General features: G+C 68.7%; 17 protein-coding genes. 8 read left to right on the top strand and 9 right to left on the bottom strand.

What is annotated here, in order from left to right; genetic code table 11:
- Window positions 1–29 precede the first annotated feature (29 nt).
- From Q0Z66_RS03095 to Q0Z66_RS03085, 3 genes are read left to right on the top strand one after another with little or no spacing between them, the layout of a single operon-like run.
- Entirely contained in the window at window positions 30–920 is an 891-nt protein-coding gene (locus tag Q0Z66_RS03095; RefSeq protein ID WP_298037615.1) for a carbohydrate ABC transporter permease, read from the top strand.
- On the top strand, window positions 917–1,834 hold the full coding sequence (locus Q0Z66_RS03090) for a carbohydrate ABC transporter permease (protein WP_298037614.1): 918 nt from the start codon (window positions 917–919) through the stop codon (window positions 1,832–1,834). Before Q0Z66_RS03095 ends, Q0Z66_RS03090 begins: the two co-directional genes overlap by 4 nt.
- Entirely contained in the window at window positions 1,831–2,733 is a 903-nt protein-coding gene (locus Q0Z66_RS03085; RefSeq protein ID WP_298037612.1) for an ROK family protein, read from the top strand. Before Q0Z66_RS03090 ends, Q0Z66_RS03085 begins: the two co-directional genes overlap by 4 nt.
- 8 nt (window positions 2,734–2,741) lie before the next feature.
- Here Q0Z66_RS03085 and Q0Z66_RS03080 read toward each other — a convergent pair whose 3' ends face one another.
- From Q0Z66_RS03080 to Q0Z66_RS03070, 3 genes are read right to left on the bottom strand one after another with little or no spacing between them, the layout of a single operon-like run.
- A complete protein-coding gene (locus tag Q0Z66_RS03080; RefSeq protein WP_298037610.1) occupies window positions 2,742–2,900 on the bottom strand; it encodes a hypothetical protein in 159 nt (52 codons plus the stop codon).
- Between the two features lie 2 nt (window positions 2,901–2,902).
- Window positions 2,903–3,694: an HAD-IIA family hydrolase gene (locus tag Q0Z66_RS03075; protein WP_298037609.1), complete on the bottom strand. Its 792-nt coding sequence runs from the start codon at window positions 3,692–3,694 to the stop codon at window positions 2,903–2,905.
- Window positions 3,695–3,724: 30 nt separating this feature from the next.
- Window positions 3,725–4,357 carry a metal-dependent transcriptional regulator gene (locus Q0Z66_RS03070; RefSeq protein ID WP_298037607.1) on the bottom strand — a complete coding sequence of 211 codons (633 nt, stop codon included), beginning with the start codon at window positions 4,355–4,357 and terminating at the stop codon, window positions 3,725–3,727.
- Between the two features lie 187 nt (window positions 4,358–4,544).
- Here Q0Z66_RS03070 and Q0Z66_RS03065 point away from each other — a divergent pair, with 187 nt between their 5' ends.
- Window positions 4,545–6,737 carry an LAETG motif-containing sortase-dependent surface protein gene (locus Q0Z66_RS03065; RefSeq protein ID WP_298037606.1) on the top strand — a complete coding sequence of 731 codons (2,193 nt, stop codon included), beginning with the start codon at window positions 4,545–4,547 and terminating at the stop codon, window positions 6,735–6,737.
- A 101-nt stretch (window positions 6,738–6,838) separates the two neighbouring features.
- Window positions 6,839–7,453 carry a TrmH family RNA methyltransferase gene (locus Q0Z66_RS03060; RefSeq protein WP_298037604.1) on the top strand — a complete coding sequence of 205 codons (615 nt, stop codon included), beginning with the start codon at window positions 6,839–6,841 and terminating at the stop codon, window positions 7,451–7,453.
- On the opposite strand, the gene Q0Z66_RS03055 is transcribed toward Q0Z66_RS03060, so the two are convergent.
- The 3 genes from Q0Z66_RS03055 to Q0Z66_RS03045 are packed head-to-tail and all read right to left on the bottom strand — an operon-like array spanning window position 7,444 to window position 10,722.
- Complete coding sequence (locus Q0Z66_RS03055; RefSeq protein ID WP_298037603.1) at window positions 7,444–8,334, bottom strand: hypothetical protein; 891 nt, start codon at window positions 8,332–8,334, stop codon at window positions 7,444–7,446. The genes Q0Z66_RS03060 and Q0Z66_RS03055 overlap by 10 nt on opposite strands.
- 43 nt (window positions 8,335–8,377) lie before the next feature.
- Entirely contained in the window at window positions 8,378–9,697 is a 1,320-nt protein-coding gene (locus tag Q0Z66_RS03050; RefSeq protein ID WP_298037601.1) for an MATE family efflux transporter, read from the bottom strand.
- A 38-nt stretch (window positions 9,698–9,735) separates the two neighbouring features.
- Window positions 9,736–10,722 (bottom strand): diaminopimelate dehydrogenase, encoded by a 987-nt coding sequence (locus Q0Z66_RS03045; RefSeq protein ID WP_298037599.1) that lies wholly within the window; start codon window positions 10,720–10,722, stop codon window positions 9,736–9,738.
- 97 nt (window positions 10,723–10,819) lie between these two features.
- On the opposite strand from Q0Z66_RS03045, the gene Q0Z66_RS03040 reads away from it, so the two are divergent.
- Together Q0Z66_RS03040 and Q0Z66_RS03035 are read left to right on the top strand one after the other, a co-directional pair.
- Complete coding sequence (locus tag Q0Z66_RS03040) at window positions 10,820–12,784, top strand: M13-type metalloendopeptidase (protein WP_298037597.1); 1,965 nt, start codon at window positions 10,820–10,822, stop codon at window positions 12,782–12,784.
- Window positions 12,785–12,899: 115 nt separating this feature from the next.
- A complete protein-coding gene (locus Q0Z66_RS03035) occupies window positions 12,900–13,817 on the top strand; it encodes a serine hydrolase (RefSeq protein ID WP_298037594.1) in 918 nt (305 codons plus the stop codon).
- 18 nt (window positions 13,818–13,835) lie between these two features.
- Here the strand turns inward: Q0Z66_RS03035 and Q0Z66_RS03030 are convergent, their stop codons facing one another.
- The 3 genes from Q0Z66_RS03030 to Q0Z66_RS03020 all read right to left on the bottom strand — a co-directional run bounded on the left by Q0Z66_RS03030 (window position 13,836) and on the right by Q0Z66_RS03020 (window position 16,855).
- Window positions 13,836–14,309 carry a MarR family transcriptional regulator gene (locus tag Q0Z66_RS03030; protein WP_298037593.1) on the bottom strand — a complete coding sequence of 158 codons (474 nt, stop codon included), beginning with the start codon at window positions 14,307–14,309 and terminating at the stop codon, window positions 13,836–13,838.
- A gap of 27 nt (window positions 14,310–14,336) precedes the next feature.
- The gene (locus Q0Z66_RS03025; RefSeq protein ID WP_298037677.1) at window positions 14,337–15,722 is read right to left on the bottom strand and encodes an MFS transporter; all 1,386 of its coding nucleotides are present in this window, start codon (window positions 15,720–15,722) and stop codon (window positions 14,337–14,339) included.
- Between the two features lie 95 nt (window positions 15,723–15,817).
- On the bottom strand, window positions 15,818–16,855 hold the full coding sequence (locus Q0Z66_RS03020) for a substrate-binding domain-containing protein (protein WP_298037590.1): 1,038 nt from the start codon (window positions 16,853–16,855) through the stop codon (window positions 15,818–15,820).
- 215 nt (window positions 16,856–17,070) lie between these two features.
- On the opposite strand from Q0Z66_RS03020, the gene Q0Z66_RS03015 reads away from it, so the two are divergent.
- On the top strand, window positions 17,071–18,849 hold the full coding sequence (locus Q0Z66_RS03015; protein ID WP_298037588.1) for a beta-galactosidase family protein: 1,779 nt from the start codon (window positions 17,071–17,073) through the stop codon (window positions 18,847–18,849).
- Window positions 18,850–18,863 lie beyond the last annotated feature (14 nt).

Raw genomic sequence — 18,863 nt, 5'->3', positions numbered from 1 at the left:
CGCGCTCCGCGCGGCAGAAGGGACAAGCGATGCACAAGGGCATCCGCAACTGGGGGCCGCCGCTGCTCCTCATCTCACCCACGGTCATCGTCCTCGGCATCTTCGTCTACGGTCTCATCGGCATGAACGTGCAGGTGGCGATGACGAACCGGCACTCTCTGCAACCGGCGACGGAGTTCGTCGGACTCGACAACTTCATCTCGTTGCTGCAGGAGGATCGCTTCCTGCACTCGCTCGCGAACCTCGCCGTCTTCACGGTCGTGTTCATCATCGGCACGATGGTCTTTGGGTTCCTCTGGGCCTGGATCCTCGACAAGGGCGTGAACGCCGAGGGCGTGTTCCGCAGCATCTACCTCTTCCCGATGGCGGTCTCGTTCGTGGCATCCGGTGTAGTCTGGCGCTGGCTGCTGAACTCGGCCGAGGGCGACCGCGCATCGGGGCTGAACCGTCTGCTCGAGGGCATGGGGCTCGGCTTCCTGCAGAACTCGTGGTGGAACACCCCGATCTGGGGCATGGCCGCGATCGCGATGCCGGCGATCTGGCAGCTGTCCGGATATGTCATGGCGCTGTTCCTCTCGGGCTTCCGCGGCATCCCCGACGAGCTGCGGGAGGCTGCCCGCATGGACGGTGCGACCGAGTGGCAGCTGTACCGGCACGTGATCTTCCCGCAGCTGAGCCCTGTCGCCCTATCGGCGCTCGTCATCGTCGCGCACATGTCGCTGAAGGTGTTCGACCTCATCATGTCGGTGACGGGATCGATCTTCCAGACCGAGGTGCCGCACACGTACATGTGGGTCGCGCTCACCTCGAACGACTACGCGAAGGCGGCTGCCATCGCCACCGTGCTGCTCGTGCTCGTGTGCGTGTTCATCGTCCCGTACCTGGTCCACACGGCCCGCGCCGAGAGGAACGCCCGATGAGCGTCAGCACCGAACTCACCGCACCCGTCCGCACGGCCGCGCCCGCGGCATCCGGTCGGGGGAAGCGGCGCATCGGCCGCACAGCGAAGTACGTCCTGCTCATCGCGTTCGTCATCGTCGTGCTCATGCCCGTGTACGTGCTCATCGTGACGAGCCTGAAGCCGCCGAGCGACGTCAGCCCCGGCACCTCGTGGAACCTGCCGGTGCGCTGGCCGTGGGAGGCCGCGACCGAGGGCGGCGCGACGGGCTTCGACAACTGGAAGTCCGCGTGGTCGGCGCTCGCCGCGCCCCTCGGGCGCACGTTCCTGCTCGCGATCCCCGCGTCGCTCATCTCGGCGATGCTCGGGTCGATGAACGGGTTCGTGCTCTCCCGGTGGCGCTTCCCGCACGCCGACCTCGTGTTCACGTTCATCCTCTTCGGCATGTTCATCCCGTACCAGGCGATCATGACCCCGCTCGTGCAGATGAAGACCTCGCTCGGGCTGCCGAGCGACATCTCGACGCTGCTCATCGTGCACATCATCTACGGCCTGCCGATCTGCACGCTCATCTTCCGCAACTACTACGCCTCGATCCCGCACGAGCTCATGGAGGCCTCCCGGGTCGACGGCGCCGGCATGCTCGGCACCTACTGGCGCATCGTGCTGCCGCTGTCGCTGCCCGGCTTCGTCGTCACGATCATCTGGCAGTTCACCTCGGCGTGGAACGACTACCTGTTCGCCCTGTTCCTCACGAACGTGCAGGGCGGGCCGGTCTCGCTCGCGCTCGTGAACCTCTCGCAGGGCGCGCAGCTGGCCAACTACGGTGCGGCGATGGCCGGCGCGCTCATCGCCTCGGTGCCCACGCTCATCGTGTACATCCTGCTCGGCAAGTACTTCATCGGCGGCCTCATGAGCGGTTCCGTGAAATCGTGACGCGGGTGGCACTGGCCGTCGATGTCGGCGGCACGAAGCTCGAGGGCGCCCTCGTCACGGAGTCGGGAGAGATCATCCGGGGCAGCCGCAGCCGGCGCGAGACCGGCAGAGCGGCGACGGCGGCGTCGCTGGACGACGCGCTGGCAGCCGTCGTCGCGCATGCGCTGTCCCGTCTGCCCGAGGACGCCGAACTCGTCGGCGCCGGCATCGGCAGCGCCGGGCCCGTGGATCGCGGTTCGGGGTGCATCTTCCCGGTCAACATGCCGGATGCCCACGGGTACCGGCTCGCGGCTGCGGTGACGCGCGCGGCATCCGGAATCCTCGGCCGTCCGGTTCCTGTCGCCTTCGGCCACGACGGTGGTGCGCTCGCCCTCGCCGAGTCGTGGCTCGGCGCGACGAGGGGAGCGAAGGCATCGCTGTCGATCGTCGTCTCGACCGGGGTCGGCGGCGGATTCGTCATGAACGGCGAGTATGCGCCGGGCGCCTCCGGCAACGCCGGGCATCTCGGGCAGGTGCGCCTCGGCGGCGCGCTGATGCTCGAGGAGATCGCCTCCGGTCCCGCGAGCGCGGCCTGGGCGCAGTCCCAGGGGTGGGCGGGCGCGACCGGCGAGGATCTCGCGCGGGATGCCGCCTCCGGCGATGCCATCGCCCGAGCCGCGATCGAGCGGTCGGCGAAAGCCGTTGGCGAGGCGCTGGCGGATGCCGCGACCCTCGTCGACCTCGACATGATCGCGATCGGCGGCGGCTTCTCCCGGGTGTCCGACGACTACATCGATCTCGTTCGGCATGCTCTCGTGGCATCCGCCGCGCACGACTACTCACGTCGTGCGCGCGTCGTCCGCTCGGCGCTGGGCGATGAGGGGCCGCTCATCGGCGCCGCCGCCCTCGTCCTGCGGTAGGCGACCGCTCAGCGCCGGTCGTCCTCGTCCCAGGGGCCTTCCCACCAGTTGCCGGAGCCGCCGTCACCGCGCCCGCGGCGCGAGCGCACCATCTGCACGATGACGATCGTGAGCGAGCTCACCCCGATGAGGATGAGCACGAGGAACAGCAGATCCTGCTGCGTCATGGTCACTCCTGGGCGGAGGCCCCGGGCAGCAGATCGGCCACCGAGTTCACGATCTCGCTCGGTCGGAACGGGTACTTCTCGATCTCGGTCTGGTCGCTGATTCCGGTGAGCACGAGCACGGTGTGCAGTCCCGCCTCGATGCCGGCGACGACATCGGTGTCCATGCGGTCGCCGATCATACCGGTCCGCTTGGAGTGCGCACCGATCTTGTTCAGCGCCGAACGGAACATCATCGGGTTCGGCTTGCCGACCACGTACGGCTCCTTGCCGGTGGCCTTGGTGATCAGCGCCGAGATCGCGCCGGTCGCGGGCATCGGCCCGTCGATGCTCGGGCCCGTGGCATCCGGGTTCGTCGCGATGAAGCGTGCGCCCTTGTTGATGAGGCGGATCGCCTTGGTGATCGCGTCAAAGGAGTAGTTGCGTGTCTCGCCGACGACGACGAAGTCGGGGTTCGTCTCGGTCATGATGAAGCCCGCATCGTGCAGGGCGGTGAGGATTCCGGCCTCGCCGATGACGAACGCGGATCCGCCGGGCTTCTGGTGCGCCAGGAAATCGGCCGTGGCGAGAGCCGAGGTCCAGATGCGGTCCTCGGGGACGTTCAGGCCGCTGGCACGGAGGCGGGCCGAGAGGTCGCGCGCCGTGAAGATGGAGTTGTTCGTGAGCACCAGGTACGGCGTCTCGGAGGCCTCCCATCCGGCGAGCAGCTCAGCCGCACCCGGGATGGCATCGTTCTCGTGGACGAGGACGCCGTCCATGTCGGTGAGCCAGCATTCGATCTCAGCGCGTTCAACCATGGCCCCAGCCTATTGGCTCGGGGGTGGATGCTACGCCGTGAGCCAGATGTTGTCGGCGGCGCCGTCCGGCAGCTCGATCTCGGCGTCGTCGACCGCGATGCCGGTGGTGGTCGAGCGAACCTCTGCGCCGACGACGATGCCGGCGTCCTGCAGGAGGCAGAGCAGGTCGGGGTCGACGTCGCTCACGCGCAGCACGCGGCCGGTGTGCCCGGCGGCGGCATCCGCGAGGAGAACGAAGGGGACGCGCTCGACGGAGCCGTCGGCGTCGGGGATCGCATCGCCGTGCGGGTCGAAGCGGGGGCGGCCCAGAAGCGCGTCGATTCCCTCGAGCAGACGGTCGCTGATGGTGTGCTCGAGCACCTCGGCCTCGTCGTGCACCTCGTGCCAGCCGTATCCGAACTCGCGCACGAGCCAGGTCTCGATCAGTCGGTGGCGCCGCGTCATCTGCAGGGCGCGCGCCTCGCCGGCTTCGGTCAGGCGCACGGCGCCGTAGGGCACGTGCGAGACGAGGCCGGCGGCCGCGAGCTTCTTCACCATCTCGGTGACGCTCGAGGGGGCGATGCCCAGTTTTCCCGCGAGCTGCGACGGCGTGATCGGGGCATCCTGCCATTCGGTGTGCGCGTAAACGGTCTTGAGATAGTCGTCTGCTGCTGGGGATGCCACGGCTCCACCCTACGCCGAGAGCCGCGTGATCCGGCGGCGCTAGGACACGCCCGGGCGTGATCCGGCGTTCCGCTACAGTCGGAAACGGATCATCGGATTCCGCTGTCGTCCCGCTACCCACGGGTCACCCGAGGCAGTGCCGAGATCTCACCCGAATCCCCCTCTACCCATACTGGGAGCAGTACTCGTGCGTTCACGACGTCCTGTCGCGCTTGCCGCGGCATTCACCGTCGGCCTCGGCAGTCTTCTGGCTGCCGCGCCGGCCTCCGCAGAAGACACCGCTCCGGCGGATCCGATCGCGCTCGCCGCAACCGCGGCCGCGGAGATCCTGACCGAGACCCGTGACGAGGACAGCGTCGTCGGCTACGGTCGGACGACGGATGGCGACTCGGTCGTCTTCGTCAACGAGACCTACATCGGCGATGACGGCCTCGTGGCCTTCACCGACAAGCTCGACGTCGACAAGGTGGCGTACCTCGGCGAGGTCGTCGCACGGGCGAACACCGACGTCGTCGGCGGAGCCGGATACGCCGGCGTGCCGACCGAGCAGTTGGCCGGTCAGGTCGCTCTGTGCTCGATCGGCTTCACGGCGTGGAGCCCGACAGGAGATCCCGCTCTCGTCACCGCCGGCCACTGCGGCGGCAATGGCACGAACGACTTCGTGCACCTCACCAAGCCCACCGGCGACACGGCCGGCGGTGGGAAGGGCATCGAGTCCAACGGCACGGCGCTCGCCGGAAAGTTCGGCTTCTCGCAGTTCGGCGGCCCGGGCAACACCCCGGGTGCGGACAACACTCCGACGTCGACGGACATCGCGGTCATCGACATCACGAACACGAACCTGAACCTGCTGCCGGCCGTCACCGACTGGACGACGTCGGCCGCGAACGACCTCGCGGCGAGCACGATCGCCATCACGGGCGTCTCCGACCCCGTCTCCGGCACGGTCTCGAAGTCGGGTCGCACGACCGGCTTCACCACCGGCAGCACGAAGGTGAAGATGCCGTACACGGACGGCAGCATCGGCGAGATCGAGATGCTCGACGGCTACCTGCAGGTCTCCGGCAAGTGGGTGCACGGCTTCCTGGGCGGTGCTGAGACCTCCAGCGGTGATAGCGGCGGGGCCGTGTTCCAGGGCGGCAACGCCGTCGGCATCGTCAGCGGCGGGCCGGCGGAGACCCCCGCGCAGGGCGATGACTGGGCCTGGTACACGCGCCTCAGCGACGCTCTCGAGATGACCGGCGGATACACGATCGCCCTCGACGTCGATGAGCCGACCCCGGCGATCGCATCGGGTTCGACAGTGGATGCCGGCGCAGCCGTGACCGTCACGATGCCGGAGAACGCCCTCGATCTCGAGGTCTCGGGCGACGCCTCCGCGAGCATCGCGGTCGCGAATGGCGCGGCCGTGCTGACGGCGCCGACGGCGCCCGGAACGTACTCCTACGAACTGACCGCGGTCAACGGCTTCAGCCGCTCCGACTCGGTCGCGTTTGCGATCACGGTGCAGCCCGAGGCCGTTGCCGCGCCGGTCGTCACCGGCCCGGAGATGGTCGTGGCCGTCGGCGGCACCGAGGGAACCGTCGCGCTGACGGGCACGGGAACGCCCGGAGCGGTGATCACGATCGCCGGACTCGGCGACACGACGGTGGCCGCAGACGGCACGTGGAGCGCCGACGTCGACCTCTCGATCGGCTTGTACACGCTCTCGATCACGCAGACCGTCGCCGGCGTCCCCTCGCCGACCGCGACCCTCACGGTGCGCGTCGCCCCCGATTCGCCCGTGATCACCTCGATCGCCTCCGACGAGGTGTTCGCTGAGACGGATGCTCCGACCACGGTCTCCGGCACGGCTCTGCCCGGTGCGACGATCACCGTCGTCGTCAGCGACAAGGCTCCCGTCACCGGTGCGCTCGGCGCGACCGCACTGTCGCAGGCGGCCATCGGTGCGACCGTCGAGGCTCACGCCGCGGTCGCCGCAGACGGCACCTGGACCGAGACGATCGCCACCGATGGCACCGGATCGTACGTGCTCTCCGTCACGCAGACCTTCAACGCTGAGACCTCGGTTGCCGCTTCGGTCGACTTCGCCGTCGAGGCGGATGACGATCCGGTGGATCCGGTTGACCCGGTGGACCCGGTGGACCCGGTTGACCCGGTGGATCCGGCTCCTGTGGACCCGGATGCTCCGACAGGCCCGGCCGTCGATGAGACTCCGGGCGACGACATTGCGGCGGCTCCCGCCGGTCAGACCCCTGCGGGCGACGAGCTGGCCACGACCGGTGGCGAGAGCGTCACGCCGTACGTGCTGACCGCGGCCGTGCTGCTGCTGCTCGGAGGCACTGCGGTGTTCTTCACCTGGCGTCGCCGATACGCCTGAATCCGTGTGATTCGATGAAAGGCCGGTGAGGGGCTCCCCTCGCCGGCCTTTCTCGTTCCCGCGGCGAGGGCTCCCCGCGGCATCCGGACTACGCTTGTTGAGTGACCGAAACTCCTGAGCGCACCACGCACGGCCTCGGCCCCTGGGAGGGCGAGTGGCCGGAGGGCGACTGGTACGACCCCGAGCTTCTCGCGAACGGCGATACCCGCAACGTGATCGACCGCTACCGCTATTGGACGATGGAGGCCATCGTCGCCGACCTCGACACGAAGCGGCACGGGTTCCACGTCGCGATCGAGAACTGGCAGCACGACATGAACATCGGATCGATCGTGCGCAGTGCGAACGCGTTCCTCGCCGATACCGTCCATATCGTCGGCCGCCGGCGCTGGAACAAGCGCGGAGCCATGGTCACCGACCGGTACCAGCACGTCGTCCACCACGAGGACGTCGAGTCGTTCGCCGCGTGGGCCGCCGGAGAGGGCCTCCCGATCATCGCCGTCGACAACGTCGTTGGGGCCGTGCCCGTCGACCGTGCGGAGCTTCCCGAGAACTGCGTCCTGCTGTTCGGCCAGGAGGGCCCGGGCCTCACCCCGGAAGCCCTCGCCGCGGCATCCGGGCACATCGAGATCACCCAGTACGGCTCGACCCGATCCATCAACGCCAGCGCAGCCGGCGCCGTCATCATGTACGAGTGGTGCCGGCGCTACGCCTGATCCTCAACCGAACCGTGCGGAGAGTGCGACGCGCTCCCCCCCCCGGTGAGCGCGACGCTGTGAAAGCGGCCGCTCACGCCTGCGGCCGAGATCCCCGCGTTGAGGCCGAGGGGATCGCCCACGACCTCGTTGACATGCTTACGTGCGAAGAGCAGCGCGACGGCGATGAGCGGGTTGCGGCTGTTGAGCTTCAGCGATCGCACCTCGACGACAGCATCCGGTGACACGCACAATCTCACGGTGGCCGACACCGATGCCGTCAGCCGCTTCCACTGCACCCGTGCTGATGCGCGGATCTTGAGTCGAGAGGCCCCCGAGCCCCGCACGTCGAGCGAGACGCTGCGCAGGCCGATGTTGGCCTGCGCGAGCAACGGCCGAGCTATCGCGGCGATCAGCGGGGCGATATCGGCCGTGCGCATCGAAGCGTCGAGGGATGCTCGTCCTCCGCCGGCGCGAGGGGCGAGCATCCGGTCGCTGGCCGGCTCATTCTCCATGAGCGGCTCGGCGAACACGGCCCATTCGATCGGGACGTCCCGTGCACGCAGATCGACGTCGATCGGCATTCCTTCTATGCGGAGCGGGGAAGCATGCAAGCGGAACTCCCGCAGCATTCCGCTCTCGCGCATGAGAGGCTCCGGCTCTGCGGCCGTCGCCTCCGAGCGTGCGCCCGATGAATTCTCCGGCTGCACGTCGACGCGCAGATCGAGATCGCGGGCGTCGAGGTCGAGCCGGCGCAGATCGAGGCCGTCGAGTGCGGCATCGATGCGTATGCGCTCGAGGCCGTGCAGTCGCGTTTCTTGATCTGCTGTCGACCAGGAGCACAGCGTCGCCTGCAGCCACTGCTCGACCGTGCGGGAGTCATGCGGCCACGAGTAGCTCATGGTTCCATCCTGCCGGATGCCCCTGGCCTCCGGCATCGCGGAATCACACCGCGCTCAGCCACCGGCCGGTCTTCACCCGCCATCCGAGCGTTGCGAAGCGGGCGAGCATGAAGACGCCGAAGAACGCGACAGCAAGCCAGGTGACGCCCGCCGTGCCGGTGACTCCGACCGCCGTGATGATCCACAGCGCGGGCAGGAACGGCACGAGGTTGAGCACGCCGGCTAGCGCGAGGTAGCGCACATCGCCGGATCCCATCAGCACGCCGTCGAGCACGAACACGACCCCGGCGATGGGCTGCGCCACGGCCAGCACGAGCAGCGCCGGCATGATGAGCCGGGCGAGCTCTGCATCGCCGGTGAAGGCGAGGCCGATCACCCCGGAGAGCGCGGCGATGACTGCTCCGACGGCCACGCCGAACCACGCGCCCCAGGCGACCGTGCGGCCGAGGATCTTCTTCACACCGGGCAGATCGCCCGCCCCGAGACCCTTGCCGATCAGCGCCTGCGCGGCGATCGCCAGGGCATCCAGTGCGAAGGCAGCGGCCGAGAAGATCGTGAACACGACCTGCCAGCCGGCCAGCTCATCCGTGCCGAGACCCGTCGCCGCGCCGACGGTGAGAAGAAGTGCGAGACGCAGACTGACGGTGCGCAGGAACAGCCAGCCGCCCGAGCGGGCCGATCCGCGCACGCCTTCGCGCTGCGGGCGCACCGAGGCCTCGTGGCTGCGTGCGAGGCGGCCGATGATGATGACGTATGCCGCGACCATCGCCCACTGCGCGGTGACGGTGCCGATCGCGGATCCGGCGATGCCCCAGCCGAAGCCGTAGATGAACAGCAGATTCAGCAGGGCGTTGGCGGCGAAGCCGAAGCCCGCGATCCACAGCGGGGTCACCGTGTCCTGCATGCCGCGCAGCAGGCCGGTCGCCGCGAACACGATGAGCATCGCCGGCAGACCCCACATGCTGATGACCAGATAGGTGTCGGCCTGCTCCGAGACCGCGGCCGATGCTCCGAACAGGTCGACGAGCGTCCGCGAGGACAGCGCGCCGACCATCGCCAGAACCGCGCCGAGTCCCAGCGCCAGCCACATGCCGTCGATGCCGACGGAGACCGCGTCCTTGTGCTCGCCGGCACCGAACCGGCGGGCGACTGCCGGGGTCGTCGAGTACGCGAGGAACACCATCAACCCGACGATCGTCTGCAGCACGGCGCTCGCGATGCCCAGCCCCGCCAGCGGCACTGTTCCGAGATGCCCGACGAGCGCGGCATCCACCATCAGGAACGCCGGCTCGGCCACGAGCGCTCCCAGCGCCGGCACCGCCAGCCGCAGGATTTCGCGGTTCAGCGTCAGGGGTCTGCTCACCCCACGAGCCTAACGAGGGGCGCGGACAAAGACGGGGATCAGAGGAGCTCGGCGCGCAGCTGCTCGGGCGACTTCGGCGACAGCAGGCCGGGTGCGACGTCGTAGACCGTGCGCGCGCCGACCTGGCCGTCGGCGTTCATGCGGTGCACGGCGCGGGCGTAGGCGACGAGAACGCTCGCCGTGAACTCCGGGTTGCTGCCGAGCGTCAGGCCGTACTCGATCGTCTGCGTCGCCCCGTCGCCGGTCACGCCGCTGCGGATCACGAAACCGCCGTGCGGCATGGCCGCGTGGTCGCGGGCGAGCTCCTCGGCGCTGATGAACGTGATCGTCGTGTCGTAGTCGGCGAAGTAGTCGGGCATCGTCACGATCGCCTCGCGGACGACGGCGGGATCGGCGCCCTCGGCGAGCACGACGAAGCACTCGCGCGTGTGCTTCTGGCGGGTGGTGAGCTCCGGACGGTCCCCGCGGCGGACGGCGGCAACGGCATCCTCGCTCGGCAGGGTGTACTGAACGCCGCCGGCGACGCCCGCAACCCTGCGGATCGCGTCGGAGTGGCCCTGGCTGAGGCCGCGTCCCCAGAACGTGTAGGTGTCTCCATCGGGCAGCAGAGCCTCGCCGAAGACGCGGTTGAGGGAGAACATCCCCGGGTCCCAACCGGCCGAGATCAGCGCCGTGGTGCCGGCGGGGCGCGCCGTGGCGTCGACCGCCGCGAAGTGCTCGGGGATGCGCGCGTGCGTGTCGAAGCTGTCGACGAGGTTGAAGCGGGCGGCGAGGGCTGGCGACTGCACGGGCAGGTCGTTCTTCGAGCCGCCGCAGAGGATCAGCACGTCGATGTCCTCGGATGCCTCGTCGAGGGCCTCCATCCGGTGCACGGCCACATCGCTGCCGCGGGTCGCGACGTCGGAGGGATCGCGGCGGGTGTAGACGCCGACGAGAGTCATGTCCTCGCTGCGCTCGATGGCTGCCTCGACACCGCGGCCGAGGTTGCCGTAGCCGACGATTCCGATGCGGATCTGGGTGGTCATGCGGGCGGGCTCCTTCTCGGACGGCGGAAGACACCAGCGTATCGAAGACGTCTGTGGATGCCGGGGCGATGTCGGATGCCGCGCATAGAGTGGATGCATGACTGATGTCCTTCCCGCAGGTCTGGCGACCGAAGAGTTCAGCACCGAGATCCGTCCGCAGGACGACCTCTACCGATACGTCAACGGGCGGTGGCTCGACCGCACCGAGATCCCCGACGACAAGGCGCGCTGGGGGTCCTTCCACCTCCTCGCCGAACAGGCGCAGGACGACGTGCGCACCATCATCGAAGAATCGCAGAACGCGGTCGAGGGCACGCTCGAGCGCAAGATCGGCGATCTGTTCACGAGCTTCATGAACACCGAGCGCATCGACGCCGACGGCATCTCCCCGCTCGCCCAGACCCTCGCCGAGATCGACGGGGTCGACAGCATCCCGGCACTTCTGAGCCTCGCCGGCGCCTACGAGCGCGACGGTCGCGCCCACCTCATCGGCCTCTACATCGACGGCGACCCGGGAAACCCCGAGCGATACGTGCCGATCCTCGTTCAGGCAGGCCTCTCCCTGCCCGATGAGAGCTATTACCGTCTCGAGAGCTTCGCCGAGACGCGCACCGCCTACCGTGCGCACCTCGAACGGCTCCTCGCGCTCGCCGGCCTCGATGACGCCGCGGCACGCGCAGATCGCGCCATCGCGCTCGAGACCGAGCTCGCCGCCCACCACTGGGACAACGTGCGCAGCCGCGACGCGGTCGAGACGTACAACCTGCAGACGTGGGACGAGCTGCAGGCCCTCGTCGGCGTCGACCTCGCCGGGTGGCGCGAAGCCGTCGCGCCGACCAATACCGCAGCCTTCGATGAGATCGTCGTCTCGCAGCCGAGCTTCTTCGCCGGCCTCGGCGGCCTGCTCGTCGCCGAGCGTCTCGATGCGTGGAAGGACTGGCTGCGCGCTCAGGCCGTGCACGCCGCGGCCCCCTACCTTCCTGCCGCGTTCGTGCAGGAGAACTTCTCCTTCTACGGCACCGAGCTCACCGGCGTGCCGACGATCCGCGAGCGCTGGAAGCGCGGCGTCTCGCTCACCGAAGGCGCACTCGGCGAGGCGATCGGAAAGGTCTACGTCGAGCGGCACTACCCGCCCACGGCGAAGGCCGCGATGGACGAGCTCGTCGCGAACCTCATCGAGGCCTACCGGCAGAGCATCGCGACGCTCGAGTGGATGAGCCCCGATACGCGTGAGCGTGCGCTCGCGAAGCTCGACGCATTCACCCCGAAGATCGGGCACCCCGAGGTATGGCGCGACTACTCCGCCCTCGAGATCGACGCCGTCGACCTGTTCGGCAACGTCCGTCGAGCCTCGACGTTCGAGCACGACCGCAACATCGACAAGGTCGGCGCTCCCATCGATCGCACCGAGTGGCACATGCCGCCGCAGATGGTGAACGCGTATTACAACCCGTCGATGAACGAGATCGTTTTCCCCGCGGCGATCCTGCAGTACCCGTTCTTCGACGTCGAGCGCGACGCAGCCGCCAACTACGGCGGCATCGGCGCGGTGATCGGCCATGAGATCGGCCATGGTTTCGATGACCAGGGCAGCCGTTATGACGGCACCGGCAAGCTCGAGGACTGGTGGACCGACGCCGACCGTGCGGCGTTCGAACAGCGCACCGCCGCTCTCATCGCCCAGTACGACGCGCTCGTCCCCGCAGGGCTCGCCGATGAGCACACCGTCAACGGTGCGCTGACGATCGGCGAGAACATCGGCGACCTCGGCGGCCTCGGTATCGCATTGAAGGCCTATGAGCTCTCGCTCCGCGGAGCAGACGACCCGGTGATCGACGGGCTGACCGGCGTGCAGCGACTGCTCCTGAGCTGGGCCCAGGTCTGGCAGCAGAAGAGCCGGGAGGCCGAGACGATCCGTCTGCTCACGATCGACCCGCACTCGCCGAACGAGTTCCGCTGCAACCAGATCGTGCGCAACATCGACGTCTTCTACGAGGCGTTCGGCGTCACGGAGGGCGATGGCCTCTACCTGCCGAGCGACGAGCGGGTGACGATCTGGTGATTTTCCACAGGTGGTGACGGTGGGCGGGTATGCAGGGCTACGATAGCCAATGCCGCTGGGGGCGTCTCCCTCGTGACGGCTTTTCCCTGTATACCCGTCATGGGAAGGAACACGCGTGGGCATTTCTCCCGAGCCGACGCCGTCCGATGTGCTGCGCAGCACACAGCGCGGCGGACGCCGTCGACCGCAACGGCCTCCCGGAGGGCGGCGGTCGTTCGATGCGACGTTGCGGGCACTGGAGCAGCTGGCAGCATCCGGAGCGCATGTCTCGGTGCACGTGTCCGACCTCGACAGCGGCAAGCAGGTCCTCGCGGGCGATGACCATGTGACGATGCCGATCGGCGGGCTCGGCGTCGTGCCTCTGCTGATCGAAGTCGCCGCAGCGTTCGAGAGCGGTTCCCTCGATGCGCTCGAGATCGTCGAGCGCTCAGACACCGAACCGGTGACGGTTTCCGGGATCTGGCGCAACCTGCGCGCCCCTGCACTCCCGCTCGGCGACCTCGCGATCCTCGCGGCCACGGCCGGCGACCCGATCGCGGTGAACATCCTCCTCAACCGTGTCGGTCTGCACCGGGTGCGCGCGCGCCTCGAGTCCCTCGCGCTGCGCAGGACCGCAGTCCTCGACCGGATTCGTGATGAGCGGGGCCCGGATGACGCGCCCCACGTCGCGGTCGGAACGACCCGTGAACTCGCCGCGCTGTTCTCCGCCCTCGTGAACTCACGGGTCGTCGATGCCGCCGTCAGCGCACAGGTCTCGGAATGGCTGAGCCTCAACCAGGACCTCAGCCTCGTGGCATCCGCCACCGGCCTCGACCCGTTCGCGCACGATCACGACGCGCACGGGCTCCTGTTCGTGAACAAGACCGGCCGTGACCGCGGCATCCGCTCCGAGGCCGGTGTGCTCGCCGGGCCCCGTGCCGGCATCTCCTACGCGATGACGGTCGGCTTCGATGATCTGTCGATCACCCACCGCCTGCGCGTGCACGATGCGTTCCGCACGCTTGGCGTCGAGCTCATGGAGTACACGCACTGACCGGTGCGGGTTCCCGGCTCAGAACGGGCCGAACTTCCGCTGAGGATCCAGACCCGCCACGATCGGCTCGAGGGCTTCTGCCAGCGCGGCCAGCTGCTGCTCGTCGAGCCGGTCGAGGACGAGTTCGTGCACCGTGGCGAAGTGGTCGGGTGTCGCGAGCACGAGTCGGCGGCGCCCCTGCTTCGTGATCGTGAGTCGCACTGACCGGCGGTCTTCGGTGTTCTCCTCACGGGCGATGAGATCGCGCTTCTGCAACCGTGACACGACCTTCGAGGTGCGGGGGAGCGTGGCGTTGGTCGCTGCGGCGAGATCGCTCAGCCGCATGGCGCCGCTGCGCTGCAGGGCGCTGAGCAGGATGAATTCGTAGTGCGTGAGCTGCGCGTCGCGCTGCAGCTGCGCATCGAGTGCGGCGGGCAGAAGCTCGGCGGTGCTGATCAGGGCGAGCCAGGCGCGTGACTGCTGCGGGGTCATCCGGCTGAGCTGTGTTGCCATGTCATCCATTCTGTCGGCAACGTCGGTTCAGCGCGGCAGCGACGGGCGCGGTTCGACGGGCGGCGACTTCGGAATCAGCAGCGTGAGCACGAGCGCGATGATGCCCGCGCCGATCGCCAGCCAGAAGCACACGTCGAACGCCTCGCGGGTCGGGATCGCGACCCCGTCGACCTCGACGCTCATCGCCGCGAGTACCGCGCCCATCACGGCGGAGGCGCTCGAGGTGCCGACCGAGCGGAAGAGCGCGTTCAGTCCGTTCGAGGCACCGGTCTCGTTCGCCGGCACGGAGCGCATGATGATCATCGGCATCGCGGCGAATGTGAAGCCGATCCCGACGCCGATGATCGCGTTGGCGATGAGGATGTGCACCCACTCCGACGACCAGATCAGCACATACGTGTAGGCGAGGACGATCGCGGCCGTTCCGGCGGTGAACAGCGGACGCGGCCCGATGGTGCGCTCGAGCCATCCCGAGAGCGGCGAGATCACCATCATGACGAGACCCGCGGGCATGACGATGAACGCGGCGGTCAGCATGTCGAGCCCGAAACCGGAGCCCGTCTCGACGGGCAACTCGAGCATCTGAGGGAAGGTGACGTTGGAGGAGAACAGGGCGAAGCCCATGCCGATCGCCGCGATGTTCGTCAGCAGAACGGCGGGGCGGGCGGCGACGCGCAGATCGAGCAGCGGCTCCGCGGTGCGCAGCTGGTACCGGCCCCACAGCAGCAGCACGAGGACTCCTCCGATGACGAAGCCGAGCCCGAGGGGCGACGTCCATCCCCATTCCGCGCCGCGGGAGACGTAGAGGAGCAGGCCCGAGAGCCCGATCGCCAGGCCGAGCGCACCGATCAGGTCGAGGCGGCCGGGGGAGAGGAGCACATCCTCGGGAACGAAGAAGAACACGAGCACGAGGCCGATGACGCCGAGCGCGGCGGCGAGCCAGAACAGCGCATGCCAGTCGGCGTTGAGCGCGAGGTAGGCGGCCAGCGGCATGCCGAGGGCTCCGCCGACGCCCATCGTCGCGCTCATGAGGGCGACCGCGGTTCCCAGGTGCTTGGCCGAGAGGATGTCGCGCATGATCGCGATCCCGAGAGGTATGACGCCCGTCACGGCGCCCTGCAGAGCTCGCCCGATGATGACGCCGACGATCGATCCCGAGACGGCGGCGATCACGGAGCCCACGACGAGGAGGGCGAGGAGCACGAGCACGATGCGTCGTTTGCCGTACATGTCGCCGAGTCGACCGGAGATCGGCGTGGCGATCGCGGCGACGAGAAGCGTGATCGTCACGACCCATGTGGTGTCGGCACGGGAGGCATTCAGCAGAATGGGCAGCTCGGCCTGCAGGGGCACGACGAGCGTGAACATGAATGACGAGCACAGACCGGCGAAGGCGAGGACGGCAACGGTCAGCGCCCGATTCGGAGCGCGTGAAAGCCTTTTCCTGGCTTTATCGTCGTCCGCCGTCACGCCCCCAGGCTATCGGTGCCGATCGGGGTCGGGGGCCGTCAGTCCTGATGCAGGTTGGGCGGTGCGGTCGAGGCGCGCAGGATGAGCTCGGGCTCGACTCGGGGGATCTCGCCCACGGGCGCTTCGCCCTCGATCTGCGCGATGACTCGGCGTGCGGCTGCCGCGCCGACCTCTTCGAAGGGCTGGCGCACCGTGGTGAGGGCGGGAGAGGCGTAGGCGGCGAGGGCGATGTCATCGACGCTGACGATCGATACGTCGTCCGGAACGCTGCGTCCGGCTTCGTGGAGCGCGCGCATGACACCGAATGCCATCTCGTCGCTCGAGACGAAGACGGCGGTGGCGCCGGGGATCGCAGCGAGGGTGCGTCCGGCGCGGTAACCGGATTCGCTCGTCCAGTCGGCGGGAAGCACGGGCGGCGGCTCGATCCCGTGCTCGCGCAGGACCTGCTCCCACGTCTCGCGGCGCTGCACGCTCTCGGTCCAGTACTCATCGCCCGAGACATGCCAGACGGTCTCGTGGCCGAGGTCGAGAAGGTGTTCGACGGCGAGGCGCGCGACGCGGGTCTGGTCGACGGCGAAGGCTGCGTCCTCGTCGGCGGAGACGCGCACGTTGCGGGTCGAGGGGGTGCGCTCTGTTCGCGCTCTCATTCCGGGGTGGTCGAGGGAAACGGGCACGCCGAGCACGATTCCCTCGGCGCCCTGGCGCTCGAGCAGGTCGAAGGCGGCCTCGATCTCTTCGATCGGGGCGTGATCCGAGACGGATGCCGTCGTGACGGTGTAGCCGTTCTCTGCGGCGACGCGTTCGATTCCCACGCCGAGCGCGGCGGTGGAGTAACGGTTGGTGCTGAGCACGATGACGCCGAGGATGCGGGTGCGTCCGGAGGCGAGGGATGCCGCGGCGGCATGCACGCGATAGTCGAGCTCTTCGACGGCGCTGAGCACGCGCCGGGCCGTTTCGGGGCGCACATTGCTCTGCCCGGACATGACGCGGGAGACGGTCTGCGCGGAGACGCCCGCGAGGCGCGCGACATCGTTCTGATTGGGAGCGCGATCAGCGGGGGACCGTCGGGGTGACATGCCTCTAATGCTAGTGATTCAGAGCCTTCATGGCGAGGAGAACTTCGCCCGGTGATGAGATAATGTGAACGCAAACAGTTTTTGTCATGCCAGACAGTGCAGTGACGCCTCTCAGGACGGATGATCTCTTCCGGCGGCGTGCGCGCGGTCATGCTCGACAGGCATCCATCACGCGCCGGGCGACCCCGGGCGCGATAGTCACGCAGGAGTCCCTGATGAATGAAGCAGTCTCGCCGGCCGCCGGCCAGAGCCCGGCGATCGTGTGGCAGGAGGGGCAGCTGCTGCGCAACGGCAAGCCGCACCGCATCCTGTCCGGAGCGATGCACTACTTCCGTGTGCACCCCGACCAGTGGGAGGATCGCCTGCGCCGTCTCGCCGCGATGGGCGCGAACACGGTCGACACCTATGTGGCGTGGAACTTCCACGAGCGCACCGAAGGCGACGTCGACTTCACCGGCTGGCGCGACCTCGAGAGGTTCATCCGCCTGGCGGGCGAGGTCGGCCTCGACGTCTTCCTGCGCCCGAGCCCCTACATCTGCGCCGAGTGGTCGAACGGCGGTCTGCCGTTCTGGCTGACCGGTCGCGTCCAGGCGATCCGCTCGAGCGACCCGGCGTATCTCGCGGCCGTCGACCGTTGGTACGACGAGCTCATCCCGCGCATGGTCCCGCTGCAGGCGGCCTTCGGCGGACCGATCGTCGCGGTGCAGATCGAGAACGAGTACGGCTCGTTCGGCAGCGACCACGACTACATGCGCCACCAGCGCGACGCGCTCACCTCGCGCGGCATCGTCGAACTGTTGACGACCGCCGATGGCCACACGAGCGACATGATCGCGCACGGTGCGGTGGACGGCGCTATGGCGACGTTCACGTTCGGCACCGGCGTCGACGAGGCCGAGGCGCTGCGCAAGCCGGGCCAGGCCCTGATGTGCTCGGAGCTGTGGGGCGGTTGGTTCGACCACTGGGGCGAGCAGCACCACGTGCGCTCGGCCGAGAGCATGATCAGCACGGTCGATGAACTGCTCGCGGCCGGCGGCTCGGTCAGCATGTACATGGCGCACGGTGGCACGAACTTCGGTCTGTGGGCCGGCGCGAACCACTTCGGCATGATCGAGCCGACCATCACCAGTTACGACTCGGACGCCCCGATCGGCGAGGACGGCTCGACCAACGCGAAGTTCGACGCGCTGCGCGCGGCCTTCGCGCCGTTCCACGAGAACGAGCTGCCGCCGGTCCCGGCAGCGAACCCGGTGCAGCCCGCGCAGACGGTCGCGCTGACTCCGACCATGGGCCTGCGCGCGCTTCTGGAGACGCTCCCCGCCGTCGGCGAGGCGAGCGCCATGCCGCAGACGTTCGAGCAACTCGGCGTCGAGGACGGCATCGTCGTCTACCAGGCACGCATCGACGTGCCCGCGGACAGCACGGTCACGATCGACGGTCTCGCCGACCGCGCCGTGGTCTACATCGACGACGAGCGCATCGGCGTCATGGAGCACGACGGCGAGCACACGCTGTCCATCCCCGGCGGTGCGCGCCGCGGCATCCTGACCTTGCTCGTCGAGAGCCTCGGCCGCATCAACTACGGCCCGCAGACCGGTGCCCGCAAGGGCATCGTCGGAGGGGTTCGCATCAACGGCCGTCGATTCGTGCACGGCTGGACGCACCGCGCGCTCCCGCTCGATGCTCCGACCGCTGACGGTACTGACGGCACCGACGGCACCGACGGCCTCGCGGTCGCGACGGTGGAGGTCGAGACCCCGGCGGATGCCTGGATCGCCCTGCCCGGCGGAGTCAAGAGCCTGGTCTGGCTGAACGGATTCCTGCTCGGCCGCCTCTGGAACCGTGGTCCCCAGGTCACGCTCTACGCACCCGGTCCGCTGTGGAAGACCGGGGCCAACGAGATCGTCGTGCTCGACACCGACGGCCTCGCGAGCGCCGTCGAGATCCGCGAGACGGCCGAGTACGGCCCCGTCGAGGAGTTCATCGGTTCCTGACGCTGATTCGAGAA

The organism is uncultured Microbacterium sp. (assembly GCF_947632095.1).
Classification (GTDB): Bacteria; Actinomycetota; Actinomycetes; order Actinomycetales; family Microbacteriaceae; genus Microbacterium.
The sequence above is the reverse complement of the archived record's forward strand: the minus strand, read 5'-3'. Positions and strand labels throughout refer to the sequence as shown.

Coding starts and splice junctions, on each gene's coding strand:
- Q0Z66_RS03090 (WP_298037614.1), top strand. CDS start 917: ATGAGCGTCAGCACCGAACTCACCGCACCCGTCCGCACGGCCGCGCCC.
- Q0Z66_RS03095 (WP_298037615.1), top strand. CDS start 30: ATGCACAAGGGCATCCGCAACTGGGGGCCGCCGCTGCTCCTCATCTCA.
- Q0Z66_RS03030 (WP_298037593.1), bottom strand. CDS start 14,309: ATGGCAACACAGCTCAGCCGGATGACCCCGCAGCAGTCACGCGCCTGG.
- Q0Z66_RS03015 (WP_298037588.1), top strand. CDS start 17,071: ATGAATGAAGCAGTCTCGCCGGCCGCCGGCCAGAGCCCGGCGATCGTG.
- Q0Z66_RS03020 (WP_298037590.1), bottom strand. CDS start 16,855: ATGTCACCCCGACGGTCCCCCGCTGATCGCGCTCCCAATCAGAACGAT.
- Q0Z66_RS03055 (WP_298037603.1), bottom strand. CDS start 8,334: ATGAGCTACTCGTGGCCGCATGACTCCCGCACGGTCGAGCAGTGGCTG.
- Q0Z66_RS03080 (WP_298037610.1), bottom strand. CDS start 2,900: ATGACGCAGCAGGATCTGCTGTTCCTCGTGCTCATCCTCATCGGGGTG.
- Q0Z66_RS03075 (WP_298037609.1), bottom strand. CDS start 3,694: ATGGTTGAACGCGCTGAGATCGAATGCTGGCTCACCGACATGGACGGC.
- Q0Z66_RS03045 (WP_298037599.1), bottom strand. CDS start 10,722: ATGACCACCCAGATCCGCATCGGAATCGTCGGCTACGGCAACCTCGGC.
- Q0Z66_RS03040 (WP_298037597.1), top strand. CDS start 10,820: ATGACTGATGTCCTTCCCGCAGGTCTGGCGACCGAAGAGTTCAGCACC.